Raw genomic sequence first — 21,869 nt, forward strand, 5'->3', positions numbered from 1 at the left:
TCATGGCTGTGTTTACCCTGGAACAGATTGACTACATCACCGAGCGCCTGGCCCAGGGGCCCGGCGCGGTGCAGTTCAGCGATGCCTATCTGACCATTGCCGGTTTCCTGGAGGGGCAGGCCGGCGCCGAAGCGGTGCGCCTGTGGTTCCTGGGCGCCGCGCAGGCGAACGGCAACACCGGTCCGTATGCGGAGGTGATCCGTGGCTATACCAAGCGCCAGGCCGAACTGCGTGGCGTGTCCGTGACCGATCAGCTGATGCAGGAGGCCTCCAACGAGGTGGCCCGGCGGGTGCTCACGCAGATCCGCGACCAGGGGCAGCTCTCGCTGCTGGATATCGCCAACAGCGATGCCCCGGGCGTGGGTGAGACCGTGTTCCCGGACAAGGTGGGTGACACCGTGTTCGATGTGAACTCGGCGTGGGCCGGTTCCCTGCTGTTCCTGCCGCTCGGTTCCAACCAGTCCTGGCGCCTGTTCTCCGCCGGCGCGGCCAATGCGGTGGACACTCTGGATGACTGGAAGAACATCCTGTTCGCCTACGATTCGTTCGTGCATGCGATCCGGTCCGTCAACGCGCCGGTGATCAACGGCAGCGAGATCGACCTGTTCATGCCCGGTCTGTCGTTGATGATCCAGAACGAGCATGTCATCGACGCGGGGTTGATCTTCAACGACCTTCCGGTCGGCACCTGGATGGACCTTGCGGGTGACGTGGCCAGCAACCTGACCCGTTCCAGCGACTATGAGTTCGGGCCCAAGCTGGCCACCATGTTCAAGGGCACGGTGCTGGAAGCGCCGTTTGCCACCATCGGTGCCTACGGCATGGCCGAGACGGTCAACATGCTGTTCAGTGCGTACCTCGGTCGCCCCGAGCGCAGCGTGACCGACGCCAACTACGCGGCCTCGCTGACCCAGTTCTTCGCCCAGCTCACCCCGGACCAGACCAAATCTCTGGAGATCCGTTTCCTCGGCGGTCTCAACGCAACCCAACTGCAGCAGCAGGCGCTGGGTGACATCCGCGTGCGCAATGCGCTGGCCAGCCTGTCGGTGTTCGCGCTGCAGCCGCTGGACAGCCGCGCCGACGCGCTGGCGCTGTACGACCAGACCACCGGCGAAGGCAGCATCACCCAGGAATGGATCCAGTCGCGCAGCGCGTTCATGAGCTTCCTGGACATGTACCGCAGCGACCGCGAGACCGATGGCGTGCTGAGCCTGACCGCCGTGCCGCTGGGCGATCTGCTGTTCAAGGCGCGTGCCGGCAGCACCGACATCGACCTGATGGTCGATGGCCTGGACCTTGGCCTGGTCAAGGCGCGCCGCATCCACTTCGGCGGCGACGCTGCCGACCTGCTGGTGGGCGGCGACGGCAACGACCGCCTGTTCGGCGGTGCCGACGATGACTCGATCACCGCCGGTGGCGGCGACGACTACCTGGAAGGCGGCACCGGTGGCGACCTGCTCAACGGCGGCAGTGGCGTGGACACGCTGATCGGCATGTCCGGCAACGACGTGCTGATTGGCGGCGACGGCAACGACCGCCTTGAAGGCGGCCTGGGCTTCGACCGCTACGAGTTCGGCACGAGCGGGGAGCAGGTGGCCAACCAGAAGGACGTCATCCGCGACCTCGACGGGCAGGGCGAGATCGTATTCGGCGGCGTCGTGGTGGGCGCGATGCAGCGGCTGGGCAAGGATGCCTGGGAATCGGCGGACAAGCGCTTCCGTGCCGTGGTCGCCACGGTCGGCAGTGCCTACCACCTGACGGTGATCGACACCCAGACCAACAACCGCGTCGAGATCGAGCGGTGGACGCAGGGCGGCCTGGGGCTGACCCTGCCGGGCATGGGCGAGGCGTTCCAGCCGCCCGGCGTCAATGCGCATTCCAAGTGGGACGGCGATGAGATCCCCGAGCTGGGCGTCATCAACGGCGTGTTCCAGGGCACCGATACGCCCACCGCGTACTACACCGGTTTCGGCAGCGACACCATCACCGCCGGCGACGGCATCGACATGATCAACGGTGGCTCGGGCAGCGACATCATCAATGCCGGCGGCGGCAACGACCTGATCGTGGAAGTGGCCAAGACCGCGCGCCGCCTGGAGTACTGGTCGGCAAACAACCTGCCCGGCGAGAACCTGGCCAGCGGCCTGGGTTTTGTGATCCGCAAGCAGAGTGGCGACGCGTCGGATGCGCGCACCTACTACTCGGATATCTACTTCGGCGTCGTCGGCTCGCACAATGCGAGCATGGGCGGCGGCCCCGAGTGGTTCCCCAACGCGGAGCTGTTCGCGGACGGTGGCGACATCATCGACGCCGGCGCGGGCTCGGACATCGTCATGAGCGGCGAGGGCGATGACATCGTCAATGGCGGCACCGGCAATGACGTGCTGTTCGGCGGTCACGACAACGACATGCTGTTCGGTGACGACGGCGACGACCTCATCCGCGGTGATCTCACCGAGGGAACGCTGGCGTACTCGCAGTTCGAGAACCTGTCCTCGCGCGCCAGGCACGATGGCAACGACTACATCGACGGTGGTGCAGGCAACGATGAGTTGTGGGGCGACGGCGGCCACGACCAGATCTGGGGCGGGCAGGGCGACGACATCCTTGTGGGCGACACCAAGGAACTGGATGCGGCCCGCCACGGCAACGACGTACTGCACGGCGGCGATGGACAGGACCAGATCTGGGGCGGCGGCGGCAATGATGTGATCGACGGCGACGCAGGCGACGACACCATCTACGGCGATTTCATCGCCAGCGAGCTGGCGCTGCAGCATCACGGCAACGACCGCATCAACGGCGGCGCCGGCATGGACTACATCGACGGCCAGGGGGGGGACGACCTGATTGACGGTGGCGACGGCGCCGACACCCTGGTGGGTGGGGCGGGCAACGATACGATCAGTGGCGGCGCCGGCTACGACATCATTGTCGGCGACGATCTGGACAGCGACGCGGCCGAGCATGGCAACGACGTGATCGATGCGGGGGATGGCGACGACGTCGTCGCCGGCATGGGCGGCAACGATGCCCTGCTGGGTGGCAACGGCGATGACGCGCTGTACGGCGATGACGAGTTCAATCTCCACACGGGCAACGACGCGCTGTACGGCGAGGCCGGCAACGACTACCTGCACGGCGGTCGTGGCGATGACCGGCTCGATGGCGGCACCGGCAACGACACGCTGATCGGCGGCCAGGGCAACGATACCTATGTGTTCGCCCGCGGCGATGGGTTCGACACCGTCCAGCAGCTGGCCGACGCCGACGCCGGCAACGACCAGGTGCGCTTCACCGGCGCAACGCTGAGCCAGGCAGTGCTCCGCCGCAATGGCGACGCGCTGGTGGTGGAGCTGGGCCCCGATCAGGCGGTGCGCCTGGAAGGCTTCCTGGCCAACACCGGCTCGGCCCACACCCTGGTCTTCGCCGATGGCCAGACCCTCGACCGGGCCGCGGTGATGGCGCTGGTGAACACGGCCACGCCCGGCGCGGACCACCTGCTCGGCGGCACCGGCAATGACGAGCTGCACGGCGAAGGCGGCAACGACCGTGTCGAGGGCGGCGCAGGCAACGATGCGCTGTACGGCGAGGACGGCAATGACATCCTGCTCGGCGGCGAGGGCAACGACCACCTGCGCGGTGGCGCCGGCGACGATGTCCTCGACGGCGGTGCGGGCACCGACACGCTGGACGGCGGCGCCGGCACCAACACCTACCGCTATGGTTCCGGCTACGGCAGCGATGTGATCAAAGCGAGTGACCCGACGGAAGTCCGGATCGTGAATCTGGTCGATTTCCTCGGGCCGGACGGGCTGCTGTTCGGCGTTGAAGCCGGCGCGCTGCGGATCACCACCGGCAATGGAGAATCGCTCACCATCGAGAAGTACACCGGCAACGACAGCGTGCCGGTGAAGATCTACTGGGCCGATGGTCGGGAGCTTGAGGCCGCGGAAATGTGGAGTGGCGGCAACCGCATCTTCCTGCACGGCTACGACGACCAGGCCATCCACGGCTACGGCGGCGATGACTGGATCTGGACCGGCTATGGTGCCGATACGCTGTATGGCGATGAAGGCGACGACACGCTGGTGGCCGACCTGAACGATGACGTGGTGTTCGGCGGCACGGGCAACGACCTCATCTACGGTGACGGCTACGACGTTGTCATGGAGCACCCGTCGGGCGGAGCGGACAGGCTCTACGGCGGCGAGGGCGACGACACGATCATGGCCAGCGCCGGCGACGATCTTCTGTACGGGGGGCAGGGCAACGATACCTTGAGGGCGGGGAGTGGCGACGACTACCTGGAAGGCGGTGTCGGCAACGACCAGATGTACGGCAGCGATGGCAGCGACACGTTCCGCTTCAGCGCCGGCGATGGACGTGACACGGTGCACGACTACGGCTGGAACACCAGCGATGTCGATCGCATCGTGTTCGATGACACGGTCTCGGCAGCGGACATTGTGGTTACCCGGAGCTACCGCGACGGAACCCACCTGACCCTGGTGAACCTGAAAACCGGCGACCGCCTGACCATCGAAGGCTTCTTCGACACCTACGGTCCCAACGGCTTCCAGCGCATCGAGGCGGTGATCTTCGCTGACGGCACCGTGTGGACGCCGCAGATCCTGCGCGAGATGTACATGCAGGGCTCGCAGTTTGACGACAACCTGTTCGGCCACTACGGGAACGGGGATGTCATCGACGGTGGCGTGGGGCACGACCGCATCACCGCGCTCGATCACGACGACACCCTGCGCGGGGGCTCCGGCAACGACCTGCTGACCGGCGGTGGCGGCAACGACATCCTCGACGGTGGCAGCGGCAATGACATGCTGATCGGCGATGCCGGCAACGACCGCTACCGCTTCGGCATCGGCTCGGGCCTGGATTTCATCCGCAACGGCAGCGGTCTGGCCGGCGACCTGGACGTGATCGAGCTGGGGGCCGGAATCGGCGTCGCCGATGTCCGCGTCGCGCGCTCGGGCGACGCGCTGGTGATCGACCTGCCAGGATCGGAGGATCGCCTGATGGTGCTCAATCACTTCGGTAAGGACGGCTACTACGGGGGCGCGGTGGATGCACTGCACTTTGCCGACGGGACGGTGTGGACGCGTGCCGACATCCTGCAGCACCTGGGCCCGGACCTGCCGCCCATTTCGGTGGAGTACGACGGGTGGAGCTACACCGAGCACCGCGGTGGGCAGGCCTACTACATCGGGGTCCAGGACGCGCAGGGCGCGTTCCAGGGTGACGCGTCGTCGTCCACCCTGTTCGACGTCGGCAAGATGACGCTCAACCGCCAGGCAGGGCTGAGCAACATCTACCTGTACGGCGGATCGGTGTCCGACACGTACGTGTTCGGCCTGGGGTATGGCAGCCACACCGTCGAGGATCAGGGCGGCATCGACGTGCTGCGTTTCAACCTCGAGATCGCACCGGGCGACCTGGCGGTGATGCGCTATGGCGATGAGCTGTTCTTCCAGTTGAACGAGGAGGACACCCTGCAGATTCCGGACTACTTTGCCGGCCGCAACGCGATCGAGTCGTTCCGCTTTGCCGATGGCACTGTCTGGGACGCTGCGGCGATCGCGCAGCGCGTGGTGCTCGGCGATATGACGTCCACGGGCACGCAGGGCAGTGACACTCTGTTGGGCGGTGCGGGCAACGATCGCCTGTACGGCCTGGGCGGCAACGACGTGCTCGAGGGCGGCGACCGCGCCGACCTGCTCGACGGCGGCGAAGGCGCCGACATCATGCGCGGCGGCGCCGGCAGCGATACCTACATCGTCGACAACGTCGGCGATGTGGTGATCGAGGAATTCGTCTGGGGCGCCAGCGAGGCCAGCATCAACACCGTGCGCGCCAGCGTCGACTTTGTGTTGGGGGAGCAGCTGCACTGGCTGGTGCTGGAAGGCAGCGGCAACCTGAGCGGCACCGGCAACGATGAGGCCAATGTGCTCATCGGCAATGCCGGCAACAACGTCCTGCGCGGCAATGCGGAAGGCTGGTCGTCGTCGATGGCCGACTGGATCGACGGCGGTGCGGGCAACGACGAGCTGATCGGCGGCAGCGGCGACGACACGCTGATCGGCGGTACTGGCGCCGATGTCATGCGCGGCGGCAATGGCCAGGACTTCTACGTGGTCGACAATGCGAACGACGTGGTGATCGATGATGGTGTCGATGACGAAGTGCCCCAGTCCTTCGCACGTGGCGCGGCGCAGGCGTCGTTGAGCGGCGTGACCGACGCGGCGGCCGACGACGCCTTCGCCATTCCGGTCCCGGGCGTTCACCCGGAGCGGGAGGGCGATACGGTGGCCGCCAGCGTCGACTACACGCTGGGCGACACCATTGAAGCGCTGTACCTGTTCGGGCAGGCCGTCCACGGCACCGGCAACGCGCTGGACAACGCCCTCGTGGGCAACGGGTTGGACAACGTGCTGTCAGGGCTGGCCGGCAACGACACGCTGTGGGGCGACGACGGAGCCGATACCCTGCACGGCGGCGATGGCCACGACGCGCTTTACGGTGAGCGGGGCAATGATCGGCTGGTTGGCGGCGACGGCGACGACTTCTACGGGTTCAACGCGGGCGGGGGCGACGACATCATCGACAACGTCGACGCCTACGGCATCGATGAGTTGGGCATCCGTGGGGCGACGTTCGACCAGATGACGTTCCGCCGCGACGGCGACAACCTGGTGGTGGCGCTGGACGACGACCAGGGCAGCGTCACGCTCACCGACTGGTACGTTGACGCGGCCAACCGCGTGGACTATCTCTCCGACGGCGACTGGAATGTGCTCACCGCCGACGAGGTGGAGGCGCGGGTCGCAGCGGGCCGTGCTTCCGCCGTGCCGGACAGCGGCGCACAGGCCGATGGCACATCGGAACTGAGCCGGCTGGTGATGGCCATGTCCGATGGCCGTTGGAGCCGCCCGGACGCCGGCGATGGGCTGCTGCCCACTGAACCGGCGTACCCGCGGACCCTGCTGGCCACGCCATGACCCACCGCCCCCACGGTGCCGCACGGCATCGTGGGGGCGCACCGCGCCGCTATGGGCGCGGTGCGCGCGGCGGACGCAGGCGCCAGATCGCCAGCCCGCCATACAGCACCACCAGCCCGGCCAGTGTCCACAGCTCGCGCGAGACATCGGCCAGCGAGGCCTCCATCTGGTTCATGCGCACCACCAGGTTGATGCCCGAGGTGGTGGGCAGCAACTGCGACACGGCGACCAGCGCGCGTGGCGATGCGATTGCCGGCCACGACAGGTTGGCCAGGAAGAACAGCGGGATGGAACACGCGATGACGTACTGGAACGCGCGTTCGCGGGTACGGAAGAAGCTGCCGATGAACAGCCCGAACGCCACGGTGGCGGCGATGAACAATGCGCCGCCCACCACCACACCGCCGGGATTGCCGCCGCGCGGGTAGTCCTGCACCCATGCGGTGAAGCCGACGTAGTAGAGGAGGCCGAGCATGCCGATCAGCCAGAAGCCCGCGGCCATCCCGGACAACGTGGGCAGATCGAAGTGCAGGCGCCGGCCCAGTGCCAGGCGGCGCGTACCCAGCAGCACGCCGATGCCCATCAGCAGGGTCTGGTGGACGATCAGCTCGGCCACGCCGGCGACGATGGCGCTGCCGTAGCCTTCGTGCGTGTTGAACAGCGGCCGCTGCACCAGGCGGATCGGCGGCGGTTGCGGTGGGCCCATGAAGGCGGCCTGCGCAACGGCGGCGTCGCGGCCGAACGCCCCCAGCGCCTCGGCCACACCGGCCAGCACCCAGCTGGCACGTCCCAGGTAGGCACCGTTGCCGATCAGCACCAGTTCGCCACTGCCGCCGCGCAGAATGTCGCGCTCCAGCCGATCCGGCACGAGCAGGATGCCTTCGGCATGGCCGGCCTCCAGCACGCGGCGCGCCTGGTCCAGGCTGGCCGGCTGGCCAACGATGCGCACCGCGTTGAGTGCATCCACGCGGCGCAGCAGTTCACGGCTGGTCGCGCTCTGGTCCAGGTCGACCACCACGATCGGCAGATTGCCGGCAACCTGGTGGCGGTAGGCGGCCGGGTAGAAGAACGAGTACAGCACCACCGCGCCGATCATCACCACCAGCGCATAGCGGTCGGTGAGCACCGCGCGCAGGGTCTGGCGCAGGCTGTGCCAGATCCGGTTCATGGCAGCGCTCCGTGCGCCGGTGCCACAGGCGGCCGGGCGCGTGCGGCAACAATCAGGCGCCAGCCGCCGATGCCCCCGGCAACCACGATCATCAGCACCAGCGTGGCCAGCGGCCACAGCGACACCCCGCCGGGGGCGCCGACGAACTGCTGCTGGGTCTGCAGCTTCACGTAGGCGGTGAGTGGCAGCAGCAGGTTCCAGACGCGCGTGAACAGCGGCGCGTCGATGACCGGGAAGGTCGCCCCGGAGAATGCCAGCGCGGTGCCAAGCGACAGGCCCACCACCGACAACGCGGTGCCCATGTCGCGGGTGAGGCCGACAAACAGCACCGCGTACGCCGCGCAGGCCAGATAGAACAGCGGCTGCGCCATCAGCAGGAGCAGCAGGCTGCCGGCCACGCCGTCGCCGCGCAGGTAGGCCAGGTACAGCACGCCGGCGGCGCCGTACAGCGCGAACAGGAGCACGTACGGCATCAGCTTGCCCGCGAGCGCCGCCCACGGTGCGTCGCCCAGCCATGCAGCGAGCGTGCCGTCACGGACCTCGCGGCCGACGCTGCTGGCCGCTGCCAGGGCGAGCACCAGCGACAGGATCGCCGGGAAGATCAGGGGCAGCAGGAACAGCTCGTAGCTGCGGGCCGGGTTGTAGAGGATCTCCGACTGCACGCGGATGGGGGCCGCGCGCAGCTTGGCAGGACCGACCTGCAGGCCGATCCGCTCTTTCAGCAGGCGTGCGTTCCAGGCACCTACGGCGTCGGTGATGTCACGTGCGGCGGACTGACCGGTGGTCAGGTAGCTGGCGTTGTAATACGCCAGTACCGTGCCTTCGCCGCCGCGCAGCGCCTGCCGGGTGGCATCGCGCGGCACCAGCACCACGGCGAACACCTCCAGCCGGCGCAGCTGCGTCTGCGCCTGCGCGAGCGTGGCGGGCTGGGTAGCCACCGCCACGCCGGGGCTGGCATCGAGCATGCGCGTGAGCAGGCGGCTTTCGGCGCTGTGGTCCAGATCGACCACCGCGATCGGCACCGCGCGCATCACCGAGGCGGAGAACAGCCAGGCCATCACCACCAGCATCAGCAGCGGCAGCACGGTGACCAGCGCAAGTTCGGCACGGTCGGCACGCAGGTGCCGCAGTTCGCGTTGCAGCGCGGCGGAGAATCCCGCCCGCGGCGGCTTCATCCCTGTGGCCACGCGAACAGCACGCTCATGCCGGGGCGGAAGCCCTCGATGCGGCCCACCGCGCGCACCCGGATCTCGAAGCTGCGCACGTCGTAGCCGGACGACTGGCGGGTGCTGCGCCAAGTGGCGTAGTCGCCTGCGGGGTTGATGAAGTAGACCTCGAACGCCGCATCGCGGCCGAGCGCGGGAATGCTGCCGCGCAGGCGGCTGCCGATCTTCAGTCCCTGCATCTGCGATTCGCGCAGGTTGACCGATACCCACATGCGGTCGATGTCCACCAGGGTGAACACCGGATACCCGGCCGGGACCAGCTCGCCGACATCGGCCATGCGCTTGTTGATTTCGCCGGCGACCGGTGCGCGCCCGTTGACCTCGTCGCGGGCGGCATCGACTTCGGCCACCGCACCCCGGGCCTGGCGCACCTGGCCCTGCGCGGCGCGTTTGTCCTGCTCGCGTGCGCCGGTCAGCGCCTGGTCGTACTGGGCGCGCGCGGCATTGGCCAGCTCGCGCGAACTGCGCGACTGGGCCAGCGCTTCGTCACGCTTCTGCCGGCTCATCACACCCTCGTTGAACAGGTTCTGCACGCGTCGATAGGTCGCATCGGCGAGGGTGGCGCCGGCCTCGGCGCGCTTCCAGTTGGCCTGCGCGGCGCGGATGTCCTCGCTGCGCGCCCCTTCGTCGGCCTTGTCGGCAACGGCCCGCGCGGCATCCAGCGCGCCGTGGGCCTGCTCTTCCTTGGCCGACACTTCGGGGCTGTCGAGGACGAACAACACCTGGCCCGCCGTGACCCGGTCGCCTTCGCGCACCTTCAGTTCGGCCAGCCGCGCAGTGATCTTGGCGGCCACGTTCACCGTATCGGCGTCGGCCATGCCCTGCAGCTGGTCGGCCGGCGTACGCCACGCCAGCCACAGGCCCACGACCACCACCAGCGCGAGCGCCACCAGGATCAGGGCGCCGGCACGGCGCTTGTTCGGCGGCGGGGCATCGGCGGGTGCCTGCAATGTGTCATTCATGGTCGATCACCTCGTCCGCACGGCGTCGGAATTCGTCATAGCGGTCCATCTGTCCACTGATCTCCAGCAGTTGCGCCAGCGCCACGTCGTACTGATAGGCGGCCTGCGCGCGTTCCACGCGGGCGCCACCCAGCCCGAGCCGGGCGTCGATGACATCCAGCGAGGTGGCCTGGCCTTCGCGGTAGGCCAGCTCCTGCAGGCGCAGGTTCTCGCGGGATTGTTCGATGCTGCTGTCCAGCAGCGCGTACTGGTGGCGCGCGGTCTCAAGCTCGTACCAGGCCTTGCGCACGCCCAGCGCCACCTGGTTTTCCGCCTCGCGCAGACCGGCTTCGGCCTGGTCCTGCTGCGCGCGCGCAGCGCTGATCTGTGCCGGGCGCGAGCTGGGCGACAGGAAGGTGTACTTCAGGCCGATGCCGAAGGCCCAGTCCGGGTCGGTGATCATTTCATCGCGGCGGCGGAAGTCGTACTGCCCGAACAGGTAGACGGTCGGCTTCAGCTTGGCCTGCTGCACGCGCACCCCCTGTTCGGCCTGCGCCACCACGGCGCGCAGGCGTGCGATCTGCGGCTGCCGCGCCTGCGCCACGCGTTCAAAGCTGGCCACGTCGCCGAGCGGCGCGCGATGCACGAACAACGGGGAGGTAGGGCGGACCTCCCCGCCGCTGCGCAGCAGCGTGGCCAACGCCGCCTTGAGCGTCTGCAGGTCGTTCAGTGCCTTCTGGTACTCGCGCTCGGCCTTGTCGCGGGCCACGTTGGCCTGCAGACGCTGGGCGCGGGTGGCGAACCCTTCGCGTTCCAGCGCGAGCGCATCGTCGAGGTGGCGCTGCATGCCATCGCGCACATCGCGCCGTACGCTCACCGCCTGCTCGGCCAGGCGCTGGCCGAAATAGGCCTGGGCCAGCTGCACGCTCAGCGACTGGCGCTGCGCATCGCGTTCGGCGTTGGCCTGTTCGGTGGCCCCTGCCGCTGCCTGCTGGGCGGCGGGAATCAGGCCGCCGGTGTACAGGGGCAGCACCGCGGTCACCACCGGGCGGGTGCGCCAGTCGCGCTCGGTGAACTGCAGCGGGGAGTCGATCCCGAACGCTTCGGCGACCGGGGTCAGCGATCCCAACGGCAGGGTCAGCGTCTTCTGGAACTGCATCCGACGCACCTCGCCGGTGATTTCCGGCAGGCGCAGCAGCCGGGTGGCGTCCTGCAGGTCTTCCTTGTTGCGCACCGAGGCATCGGCGGCGGCCAGCGCGTCGGACACCTGTTCCAGCCGCTGCTGCGACTGCTGCCAGTCCAGCGCGGGGGCGTCCTGGGCGGCGGCAGCGAGCGGCAGCAGGGCTGCGAGCAGTGCCGTACCGAGCCTCCCGGCGATCCTGCCCTGCGCGTTCGATAAGCGCGCCTGCGCTGTGTGCCGGCTCACGTCCTGGCGGCTCCCTGCGTAAAAAGTGTGGCAAAAGATAGTGCGTGCGGCGTGAAGCCCGGGTCTTTGATGTCGATCAAAGCGTGGCGGCCACCACTGCGTAACATGGTCGGGGCAGGGTATCCCCTGATCACAGGAGCAGTGCCATGAGCCAGCCCACCTCAACAGGATCCACCGCGGGCGCCGCGTCGCCCTTCGAGCACGAACCGGACAGCACCGGCGGTTACTGGTCCAACCGGCCGCAGAACACCCTGCCGCCACCGGACATGATGGGCGCCTACATGCGCAACCGGCCGCTCCCGCCGGACGGCGTCGCAGAGCGCAAGGCCTACATCATCGGTACCGGCATTGCCGGGCTGGCGGCTGCGTTCTACCTGATCCGCGACGGCGGCATGCCGGCGGCCAACATCACGCTGGTGGACAGCCTGGATATCGAAGGCGGTTCGCTGGATGGCGCGGGCGACCCCGAGCAGGGCTACCTGATCCGCGGCGGCCGCGAGATGAACTGGAACTACGACAACTTCTGGGACCTGTTCCAGGATGTGCCCGCGCTTGAACTGCCGGCCGGCTTCAGCGTGCTCGACGAGTACCGCGCGGTCAACGACAACGACCCGAACTGGTCCAAGGCGCGGTTGCTGCACCAGCAGGGCAAGGTCAAGGATTTCGCCACCTTCGGCTTGAGCAGGGGCCAGCAGTGGGAACTGGTCAAGCTGCTGCTCAAGCGCAAGGAGGATCTCGATGACGTGACCATCGAGGACTACTTCAGCGAGGGCTTCCTGCAGAGCAACTTCTGGTTCTTCTGGCGCTCGATGTTCGCCTTCGAGAACTGGCAGAGCCTGCTGGAGATGAAGCTCTACATGCATCGCTTCCTGGACGCCATCGACGGGCTGAACGACATGTCCGCGCTGGTGTTTCCCAAGTACAACCAGTACGAGAGTTTCGTGGTGCCGCTGTCGCGGATGCTGCGCGCGCAGGGCGTGAACGTGCAGTTCGACACCCGCGTGTACGACCTGCAGATGGCGGTGGACGGCGAGTCGCGCACCGTCACCGGCCTGCGCTGCCGGGTGGCCGGCAACGATACGACGCTGCCGGTGGCGGCCGGCGACCTGGTGTTCGCGCTCACCGGTTCGATGACCGAAGGCACCGCCTACGGCGACATGGACACGGTGCCGCCCTTGGCGCGCGAGCGTCGTGAGCCGGGCGAGGACAGCGACTGGGCGCTGTGGCGCAACCTGGCACGGCAGTCGCCGATCTTCGGCAGGCCGGAAAAGTTCTACGGCGATGTGGACCGGTCGATGTGGGAGTCGGCGACCCTGACCTGCCGTCCGTCACCGCTGGTGGACGCGATCCGCGCGCTGTCGGTCAACGACCCGTATTCCGGGCGCACCGTGACCGGTGGCGTCATCACCATCACCGATTCGAACTGGGTCCTCAGCTTCACCGTCAACCGTCAGCCGCATTTCGTGGACCAGCCCAAGGACGTGCTGGTGGTCTGGGTCTATGCGCTGTTGATGGACCAGGACGGCAACCACATCAAGAAGCCGATGCCGGCGTGTACCGGGCGCGAGGTGCTGGCCGAGCTGTGCCATCACCTCGGAATCGGCGACCAGATCGACGCCGTGGCCGCCGCCACCAGGGTGCGCCTGGCGCTGATGCCCTACATCACCGCGCAGTTCATGCCGCGTGCGGCTGGCGACCGTCCGCACGTGGTGCCGGCCGGGTGCACCAACCTGGGCCTGCTGGGGCAGTTCGTGGAAACGCGCAACGATGTGATCTTCACGATGGAGAGCTCGATCCGCACGGCGCGCGTGGCGGTGTACACCCTGCTGGGTCTGCGCAAGCAGGTGCCGGACCTGAGCCCGACCCAGTACGACATCCGCAATCTGATCAAGGCGGCACGCGCGTTGAACAACAACGCGCCGTTCCCGGGCGAGCGGCTGCTGCACCGGTTGCTGGGCAACAGCTACTACGCGCACATCCTGCCGCCGCTGCCCCAGGCGGAGAAGGACAGGGAGGGCTTCCTGGAGGAAGAGCTGTCGTGGTTGTCGGGCAAGGGCAGCGTGGCGCTCAGGGAACTGTCGGCGCGGTTGGACCGGCTGGGCGAAAAGCTGGGCCGGCGCGCGCGCTGAGGGGAGAACAGCATGCAGCGGCGAGGCGACGTTGGGGCGTCGCCGACCCGGCTGCATGCTGAACCGCGCGCTGCGCGTTGACGCCGTTTCCACACGATTTCACGGCCTGCAGCCGTCGACGCGCGGACACTGTCCGCACGAGCCGACACAAGGAGCCGACATGAAACCGACCCTCTCCCATCTGCTGTGCGTAGGCGCGCTGCTGGCGTCGTCCTTTGCCGCCACGGCACAGACCTACGGACCGAAGGACGAAGGGCGCCGTTTCAATGACGGCAGCAAGGTGGTGTGCAAGAACGTGGAGGTCCAGCGCAACGCCAAGGACCCCAACCGCATCACCGGTACCGCCACCGGCGCCATCGTCGGTGGCCTGCTGGGCAACCAGGTCGGCGGCGGCAACGGCAAGAAGGTGGCCACGGTGGCCGGCGCAGTGGCCGGCGGTGCGGTGGGCCGCAACGTGCAGGGCCGCCACCAGCAGGAGTCCGGCAACCGCGTGGTGGAACGCCGCTGCGAGCGTGTGTATCGCTGATCCGCACGGGCCGGTCCCCAGCCAACCGTGATACCCGACGCCGGCCGCAGGCCGGCGTCGTCATGTCCGGACCTTGCCGAATGTGGCGGCAGCCCCCGTATACTCCGCCAAACCGCATGGACGACCCGCCCGTGAGCGACACGCTCGAGCCTGGCAGTACCCCCGCCGCACCCGTCGCAGACACGGACACGAACGGACGTTTCGCCCGCCTGCGCGAGCGGACCGACGAACTGGAGATGTTCATTTCCGGCCTGCTCGCATTCGCGCTGCTGGCCGTGCCCGGTCGTGTCTTCGATGCCTGGGCGGTCAGCGAAGTGCACGCCGACGGCATCTACTGGCAGGCGTTGTGGTTCGGCTTCAGCACCTGCGTGGGCCTGTGCTACGTGCTGGCAATCGCCTTGATCGCGCACCTGGCGATCCGCGGGTACTGGGTGGGCCTGATCGGCCTGAAAAGCAATTTTCCGCAGGGCATCCGCTGGGACAACGTGCCCTTCATGGGACGGACGGCGCGCACCTTCTACCAGGCGCGGGTCGTCAGCCTGGACCAGGCGATCATCAGCGCCGACCGCGCCGCCTCGACGCTGTTCTCGACCACGCTGCTGTTCGCCCTGACCATCGCGGTGATCGGACTGATGTCGATACTGGCGATCACGGTCGCCGCCGGCATCGGCTCGCTGTTCCCCCATTCCGACGACGTGGCATTGGCCATCCTTCTCGCGCTGGTGGCGGTGCCGCTGGCGCTGGGCATCGGTGTCGGCGCGTTGGACAAGATGGTCGCCAAACGCCATGCGCGTGGCGGGACGAGCCCGCGTCTGGAGCGGATCACCCATCGCCTGCTGGCCATCAACCAGTGGTTCGTCCCGATGCGGATGCTGCTGCCGGTGCAGTTGATGTTGCAGAGCAATCAGCGCGCCCGCCACTTCATGTGGCTGTATTTCGGCGCGGTGATGGTCGCGATGATGATCGGTGGCGTGCAGGCGGTGGGGTCGATGCGGTTCTCGATGCTCGACCAGTACGAGGTGGTGACCGGGGAGGCCGTCGACCAGGGAATGCTCAGCGCCCACTACGAATCGCTGCGGACCGAGCATGATCGCCTGCTGCGGTATCCGATGATTCCGGCCGACGTGATCCAGGGCAGCCGGCTGCGGCTGTTCATTCCGCACCAGCCCAAGCGCGAGAACGCGCTGGCGAAACGCGTGTGCGCGCTGCCCGAGGGCGGCAACACTGCGGCAGGGCCGGAGGCGGCGACCCGCGCCGTGCAGTGCCTGGCGAAGGTCTGGCAGGTGACCCTGGACGGCAAGCCCGTGCCGCTGGACGGTTTCCTGCCGATCGAGCGGCGCGACCTGGAGATGCGCGGCCTGGTCGGCTACCTGCCGTTGGACGCGCTGTCGCCGGGGCGCCACGACCTGCTGCTGGTCTGGAATGCAGACGGCGGGAAGCGCGGCCGCGAGCGTCGCCGCGAGTACCGCATCCCGTTCTGGTACGCGCCCGAGGAAAGGCGCTAGCGGGTCAGGGCGCTCAACGCGTCGGCGGATTGCCGGCGATGGTACGGGCGCCGGTGATGATCATCCGCAGCATCTGCGCCAGTTGTTCGATCAGCTCGGGGTCCTTCTCCGGCGGCTGGTCCACCGCCGTGGCGCCCATCGCGAACACCAGCCGGGTAATCGCCTTGGACGCCAGCGCCGGCTCGTGCAGCACCGCGCCATCGGCAGCGGCCAGGCGGATCAGGTCGACCCGCAGTTCGTCTTCGAAATAGTTCAGCTCGCGGTCCACCGCCTGCTTGAACGCATCCGAGCCGGCGCTGCCCTCGCGCAGCAGCACATGCAGCAGCTTGTCGTCCGCGCGCAGCTGTTCGATGAAGGTCTCCACCGACAGCCGGATCACGCTGCGTTCGGACGAAGCCGCGCGCTGGCGTGCCTCGCCGATGATGGTGCGCAGCGAACGCCCGGCCAGATCGATCAGGGCGACGGTGAGTTCGTCCATGTCGCGGAACTGGCGGTAGAACGAATTCGGTGCGATCCCGGCCTCGCGCGCCACCTCACGCAGGCTCAGGGTGGAGACGCTGCGATGCGGGCCGATCAGGGCCAGGGCGGCGGCCAGCAGGTCGTCGCGGGTGATCGATGCTTTGCGCCCGTGGTGGGCATCATCGGCCACGGTCAGGGGCAGGTCTGGGGAGGTCATCGGGGGCAGGGTGGTCACGTCGCTGAATCATAGCCGGTCCCGTCGATATACAAGTGTATACACAGCCGTATGCTCGGCCGTATAGTGCCGGCATGAGCGCACGCCTTCGCCCCGATTCCCGCCGCCGCACCCCGTTGTCGCCCCGCCGCTGGGTGCCGGAGGCCCTGTTCGACTTCTGGGCGGGCGGACTGCATCCGCTGTGGACGCTGCGCCGGCCGCGGGCCCGGCTGGTCGCCCGTACGGCCGCCAGTGCCGATGCGGTCACCCTGATCCTGAAGCCGAACCGCCACTTCCGCGGGATGTCCCCCGGCCAGCACGTCACCTTGGGCGTGGAAGTGGACGGCCGCCGCCTGAGCCGCAGCTACAGCCCCACGCCGCTGGCCGATGGCACGCTGGCGATCACCGTGAAGGCCATCGCCGGCGGCCGGGTCAGCCAGCACCTGGTGAGCGGCGCGTGCCTGGGTGAGGTGTTCGAGCTGGGCCAGGCCTTCGGCGAGATGACCCTGCCCCCGCAGAGCGGGCAGCGCCTGCTGCTGCTGGCAGCCGGCAGTGGCATCACGCCGATGCGCGCGCTGCTGCGCCAGCTGGATGCGGCCGGCATGCCGGCGCAGGTGGACCTGCTGTACTGGGCCCGCCAGCGCGAGGCGTTGTGCTTCGTTGACGAACTGGACGCGATTGCCGCGCGCCATCCGCGCCTGCGCGTGCATTACGCGCTGACCCGCGACGCGGACGCCCCGTCGCCGCGCGTGGATTCCTACGCCTTCGATGCGCTGGGCGAGCTGGCCAACGCCCGCGTACTGGTGTGCGGGCCAGGCGGTTTCGTCGATACGGCGCGTGCGCGCCTGCAGGCGCAGGTCGCCGCGATGCAGGTGGAAGCCTTCAGTCCGCCGGTCCTGCCCGATGCCGAAACCGGCCTGGTGCAGGTCGAACTGCGACGCAGCGGACGCACCCTGGCGCTGCCGCGTGGCACCTCGCTGCTGCAGGCGCTGGAAGCGGAAGGGCTGCGCCCGGCCAGTGGCTGCCGCATGGGCATCTGCAATACCTGCGTATGCGGCAAGGCGTCCGGGGTTACCCGGCACACGCTGACCGGCGAGTACGCGGCCGAACCGGCCACGCAAGTGAAGCTGTGCGTGAACAGCGCCAGCACCGACCTGATCCTGGAGCTGTAAGCATGTCGTCCATCAACAACCGCGCCCTGTCCACGGCCGAGCTGCAGTCCTTCGGCGCCGAACTGGATGCGCTGCGCGCGCGGCAGCTCGCCACCCTGGGCGCCGCCGATGCGCGTTACATCCGCCGCGTGGTGGCCGGCGTGCGCTGGACCGGCGTGGCCGGCCGCGCGCTGCTGTTCCTGGGCGCGTTCGTGCACAGCGTGCTGATCCCGGCGTGGATCGCCGGCGTGGTGCTGCTGGCGCTGTCCAAGATCCTGGAGAACATGGAGCTGGCGCACAACGTCATCCACGGCCAGTACGACTGGATGGGCGATCCGCAGCTGCAGGGCAGCACCTACGAGTGGGACATCGTCGGCACCGCCGACAACTGGCGCAAAACCCACAACTTCCGCCACCACACCTACACCAATGTGCGCGGGCTGGACGACGATATCGGCTATGGCCTGCTGCGCATCTTCCCGGAGCAGCGCTGGCGCCCGTTCTTCCTGCTGCAGCCGGTGGTGGCGGTGGTGTTCGCGCTGCTGTTCGAATGGGGCATCGCCATCCAGGACCTGCGCCTGGGCCGCTGGCTCGCCGGCAAGATGACCTTCAAGCAGCTGCGCGCGCAGTTCCGCCCGGTCGGCCGCAAGATGGGCCGGCAGATGTTCAAGGACTACCTGCTGTTCCCGGCGCTGGCCGGCCCGTTCTTCCTGCCGGTGCTGCTTGGCAACGTGGTGGCCAACCTGATCCGCAACGTGTGGACGTACGTGATCATCTTCTGCGGACACTTCACCGCCGATGCCGAAACCTTCCCCAAGGAATGTGTTCGCGATGAAAGCCGCGGTCACTGGTACCTGCGGCAGCTGCGCGGCTCGTCCAACCTGACCGGCGGCAGGCTGATGAACCTGATGTCGGGCAACCTCAGCCACCAGATCGAGCACCACTTCTTCCCGGACATCCCGGCCAACCGCTACGCGGCCATCGCCGTGGAGGTGAAGCAGATCTGCGCGCGCTACGGCCAGCACTACAACACCGGCTCGCTGCCCCGGCAGTTCGGCCAGGTGATGTGGCGGATCCTGCGCCACGCGTTCCCGAGCCGTCCGGCGCGTACGCCGGTGCTGGCACCGGTGGGCGAGGGCAGCACCCAGCCGGGCTGAGGGCAACGCCCGGTCAGAGCTGTCGTTCCCACTGCAACCGCCACATCTCGTCCTGCCCGTAGAGCGCAAGCCGGCGCACGCGCGCATCGAAGGAGATGTCGCTGACGCTGCCGGGGCACCGCCTACCGGCAGCAACCGCGGCAGGCGGGTTTCGTCGCGACCGTCCATGCTGCCTTCGCAGCCCACTTCCAGGCGATGCCGGCCCTGCGCGGGCAGTGGGTACTTGCCGCTGCTGTTGACGTTGCGCACGCGCAGGCGGGCGTCGGTGTGGTCATCCAGGTTCTGTACGCCGGCGGCGTCGCAGCCCTGCTCGCGATAGCGATAGCGCTCGCGGTTGCCGCCGACGGCCAGAATGCCCGCCGCGACAGGCTGGTCAGCGAACGGCTGCGATCATGTCGCACGTCCCGCAAGGCCCGCTGCCGGCCCTCAGTCGTCCTCGGCAAACGTGCCTTCGGCCAGCGGCACCCGGCTGCCGTCGAGCAGGCCACGGCTGAGCACACCGTTCTCGATGAACAGCAGTTCGCCGTTCTCGCCGTCCTTGATGCTGCTGTCGATGGCGATGATGCGGTTGCCGTGGAAGCTGCTCACGTGGGGCATCGAGGTGTGGCCCACCACGATGCGCTGGAGGTTCAGCTGCGTGAGCAGTGCCTGGACCTGACCGGTATCCATGTGGCCATCGAAATAGCCGCGGTACCAGATCGGGCTGGTCTTGCCATCGAACAGACGCGCGCTGTCCGGCGCCGCTTTGACCTGGTCGCGCGGCAGGCCGAGCGACGCCTGGTAGGTGGTGTTGGTGGTTGCCATGTCGCGGACCAGGTCCAGGTTCTCCGGGGCAATGCCGCCGTGCAGGAACAGGGTGTCGCCGATCTGCAGCAGCGCCGGGCGGGTGCGCAGCCACTGGCCGAGCGTGCTGTCGGCACCGTACAGCGCAGGGTAGGAACGACCGAGCAGTTCGGCGCTGCGCAGGTATTTCGGGTTGATGTAGCGCAGGTCGTCGTAGAGCACCATCGTTTCGTGATTGCCAAGCACGAAGTGCACGGCGCCGCCGGCCTCGCGGGCCTGTTCCTGCAGGCTGTACAGCAGCCAGAACGCTTCGGTGACCTGCGGGCCGCGATCGAACACATCGCCGGCCACCACCAGCGTGGCATCGCCGAACGACCAGCGGTCTGCCGCGTCGATCACACGATGGGCGTGCAGCAGCCTGACCAGCAGGTCGTACTGGCCGTGGATATCCGACAGCGCGACGATGCGCGGTGTGGCCGGATACCGGGCTGTGGCGACCGCCTGTGCCGGCAGCACGGCAAGCGGGTGCGAGTAGCCGCATTCCGGTGCGACAACAGTGCCTGCGCCGCGCGCCGGCAGTGTGCGGCGCACCACGTGGTCGTTGCACACCCACTGCGCTTCCAGCCCCGTGGCGGTGGTGAACACGTATGGGCCATCGGCGTCCACGTGGTCGGCCGGCGCCGGCACCTCGCGCGCGGCCGCACCGAGCGGCGCCAGCAGCATCAGCAGGCGCATGCCGTGCAGGAGGCAGCGGGACAGAGCGGAACGGGTGGACATCGGGGAACTCCTGGCAGAAACGGGCAGACGCGCGGGGCACGGGGATGCTACGCCGCCGCGACGCTGCGGACCATGCAGCATGCGGCGGCATGCATTGCCGCACACGACCATCGGCGGGCTTGCCGCACGCATGCAGCGCAGGCTAAATATCCGGCTGCCGCTGCCGATAACTGGGCGGTAGCCTACGCCTGCATTGCGCAGTGGCGCAGGGCGTGATCGTAGCTGTGGCCGTTCGGCCACCGATCTTCAGGACGAAGCGGAGCGGGTGTTGAGAAAGGATTCGAAAGGAACGTTGGCCCGGCAGTGGGCCCTGCTGAACATGCTGCCGCCCGCGCCCCAGCGGATCACCGCCGGCGAGCTCGCCGACCGTCTCGCGTCGGACTACCCGATCACCAAGCGTTCGGTCGAACGCGACCTGCAGGCACTGTCGGCGGTGTTCCCGCTGGAATGCGACGAGCGCGAACGCCCGTTCGGCTGGAGCTGGCAGCGCGATGCCAAGGCATTCTCGCTGCCGGGCATGTCGGCCATCCAGGCGGTGGTGCTGCTGACCGCCCGTGGCCATCTGCGCGATCTGCTGCCGCTGCACCAGTGGCGCGAGCTGGAGCCGCTGTTCCAGCAGGCCGAGCGCACCCTCGCCAAGGGACTCGGGCGCAGCGCGACCGCGCGCTGGGATGCCCGGGTGGCGCGCGTGGATGCCACCCAGCCGTTGATTCCGCCGCGCATCGACGACCAGGTTCTGCTCGCCGTGCACCAGGCGCTGTACGCCGGCCAGCAGCTGCAGGTGGACTACCTCGCGCGCGGCCGCGCGCAGGCACGGGTGCACGTCCTGCACCCCCTGGGCATCGTGCTGCGCGGCCCGATCACCTACCTGGTCGCGCGCATCGACGGCAAACCCGCGCGCAGCATGCTGGCGCTGCACCGCATCGCCGCTGCGGTACGGCTGGATGCCGAGGCCGACAGTGGCGACGCCGCAGCCCTGGAGACCGCGCTGCCGCAGGTGGCGGCGGGCTTTGAACGGCACGGGCGGATCGCGCTGTCGCTGTGGGTCGACGCCGCACTGGGCCAGCACCTGGGCGAGGCGGCACTGGCGGTCGACCAGGTGCTGGCGCCCGATGCCGCCACCGGCGGCTTCCACCTGCATGCCGACGTTGAAGACACCTCGCAGCTGCGCTGGTGGCTGATGGGCCTGGGCCCCGCCGTGCAGGTGCTGGCCCCCGCCGCGCTCGCCGACGCGCTGCGCCTGCAGCACCTGCGCAGCGCCCTGCAGGGGCTGTCGCCCGACGCTGCGGCGCAGCTTGTCGCAGCCGCGTGTTCGGATGGCGTTCCTGGCTGATCCTGCGGGCGCCGCGTGGGTCGGCGCCTCCCCATTCCCTTTCCCGGTTCTTCTGCAA

The 21,869-nt window shown here is 68.4% G+C and carries 13 protein-coding genes; 7 read left to right on the top strand and 6 right to left on the bottom strand.

Features of this window, described 5'->3' with window-relative positions:
* The first annotated feature begins 2 nt into the window (after positions 1–2).
* The gene (locus ACLB90_RS15845) at positions 3–7,016 is read left to right on the top strand and encodes a calcium-binding protein (RefSeq protein ID WP_411850362.1); all 7,014 of its coding nucleotides are present in this window, start codon (positions 3–5) and stop codon (positions 7,014–7,016) included.
* A 49-nt stretch (positions 7,017–7,065) separates the two neighbouring features.
* Here ACLB90_RS15845 and ACLB90_RS15850 read toward each other — a convergent pair whose 3' ends face one another.
* From ACLB90_RS15850 to ACLB90_RS15865, 4 genes are read right to left on the bottom strand one after another with little or no spacing between them, the layout of a single operon-like run.
* Positions 7,066–8,184: an ABC transporter permease gene (locus ACLB90_RS15850; RefSeq protein WP_411850363.1), complete on the bottom strand. Its 1,119-nt coding sequence runs from the start codon at positions 8,182–8,184 to the stop codon at positions 7,066–7,068.
* Complete coding sequence (locus ACLB90_RS15855) at positions 8,181–9,359, bottom strand: ABC transporter permease (RefSeq protein WP_411850364.1); 1,179 nt, start codon at positions 9,357–9,359, stop codon at positions 8,181–8,183. Before ACLB90_RS15855 ends, ACLB90_RS15850 begins: the two co-directional genes overlap by 4 nt.
* A complete protein-coding gene (locus tag ACLB90_RS15860; RefSeq protein ID WP_411850365.1) occupies positions 9,356–10,372 on the bottom strand; it encodes an HlyD family secretion protein in 1,017 nt (338 codons plus the stop codon). The genes ACLB90_RS15855 and ACLB90_RS15860 overlap by 4 nt, the downstream gene beginning before the upstream one ends.
* The gene (locus ACLB90_RS15865; protein WP_411852774.1) at positions 10,365–11,729 is read right to left on the bottom strand and encodes a TolC family protein; all 1,365 of its coding nucleotides are present in this window, start codon (positions 11,727–11,729) and stop codon (positions 10,365–10,367) included. Before ACLB90_RS15865 ends, ACLB90_RS15860 begins: the two co-directional genes overlap by 8 nt.
* A 194-nt stretch (positions 11,730–11,923) precedes the next feature.
* Between ACLB90_RS15865 and ACLB90_RS15870 the strand changes: the two genes are divergently transcribed.
* The 3 genes from ACLB90_RS15870 (at position 11,924) to ACLB90_RS15880 (ending at position 15,937) form a co-directional block, all read left to right on the top strand.
* Positions 11,924–13,906 carry an oleate hydratase gene (locus tag ACLB90_RS15870; protein WP_411850366.1) on the top strand — a complete coding sequence of 661 codons (1,983 nt, stop codon included), beginning with the start codon at positions 11,924–11,926 and terminating at the stop codon, positions 13,904–13,906.
* Positions 13,907–14,066: 160 nt separating this feature from the next.
* Complete coding sequence (locus ACLB90_RS15875; RefSeq protein ID WP_017356051.1) at positions 14,067–14,432, top strand: glycine zipper 2TM domain-containing protein; 366 nt, start codon at positions 14,067–14,069, stop codon at positions 14,430–14,432.
* A gap of 80 nt (positions 14,433–14,512) precedes the next feature.
* On the top strand, positions 14,513–15,937 hold the full coding sequence (locus ACLB90_RS15880) for a hypothetical protein (RefSeq protein ID WP_411850367.1): 1,425 nt from the start codon (positions 14,513–14,515) through the stop codon (positions 15,935–15,937).
* A 13-nt stretch (positions 15,938–15,950) separates the two neighbouring features.
* Here the strand turns inward: ACLB90_RS15880 and fabR are convergent, their stop codons facing one another.
* Positions 15,951–16,613, bottom strand: a complete 663-nt coding sequence (fabR, locus tag ACLB90_RS15885) for an HTH-type transcriptional repressor FabR (RefSeq protein ID WP_411852775.1) — start codon at positions 16,611–16,613, stop codon at positions 15,951–15,953.
* 92 nt (positions 16,614–16,705) lie between these two features.
* Here fabR and ACLB90_RS15890 point away from each other — a divergent pair, with 92 nt between their 5' ends.
* Positions 16,706–17,782, top strand: a complete 1,077-nt coding sequence (locus tag ACLB90_RS15890) for a ferredoxin reductase (protein WP_411850368.1) — start codon at positions 16,706–16,708, stop codon at positions 17,780–17,782.
* Positions 17,783–17,784: 2 nt separating this feature from the next.
* Positions 17,785–18,918 carry a fatty acid desaturase family protein gene (locus tag ACLB90_RS15895; RefSeq protein WP_411850369.1) on the top strand — a complete coding sequence of 378 codons (1,134 nt, stop codon included), beginning with the start codon at positions 17,785–17,787 and terminating at the stop codon, positions 18,916–18,918.
* Positions 18,919–19,344: 426 nt separating this feature from the next.
* Here ACLB90_RS15895 and ACLB90_RS15900 read toward each other — a convergent pair whose 3' ends face one another.
* The gene (locus ACLB90_RS15900) at positions 19,345–20,478 is read right to left on the bottom strand and encodes a metallophosphoesterase (protein ID WP_411850370.1); all 1,134 of its coding nucleotides are present in this window, start codon (positions 20,476–20,478) and stop codon (positions 19,345–19,347) included.
* A 292-nt stretch (positions 20,479–20,770) separates the two neighbouring features.
* Here ACLB90_RS15900 and ACLB90_RS15905 point away from each other — a divergent pair, with 292 nt between their 5' ends.
* On the top strand, positions 20,771–21,811 hold the full coding sequence (locus tag ACLB90_RS15905) for a helix-turn-helix transcriptional regulator (RefSeq protein WP_411850371.1): 1,041 nt from the start codon (positions 20,771–20,773) through the stop codon (positions 21,809–21,811).
* The last annotated feature ends 58 nt before the right edge of the window (positions 21,812–21,869 follow it).

Origin of the sequence: Stenotrophomonas sp. LGBM10, assembly GCF_046736075.1 — a bacterium.
GTDB lineage: Bacteria > Pseudomonadota > Gammaproteobacteria > Xanthomonadales > Xanthomonadaceae > Stenotrophomonas.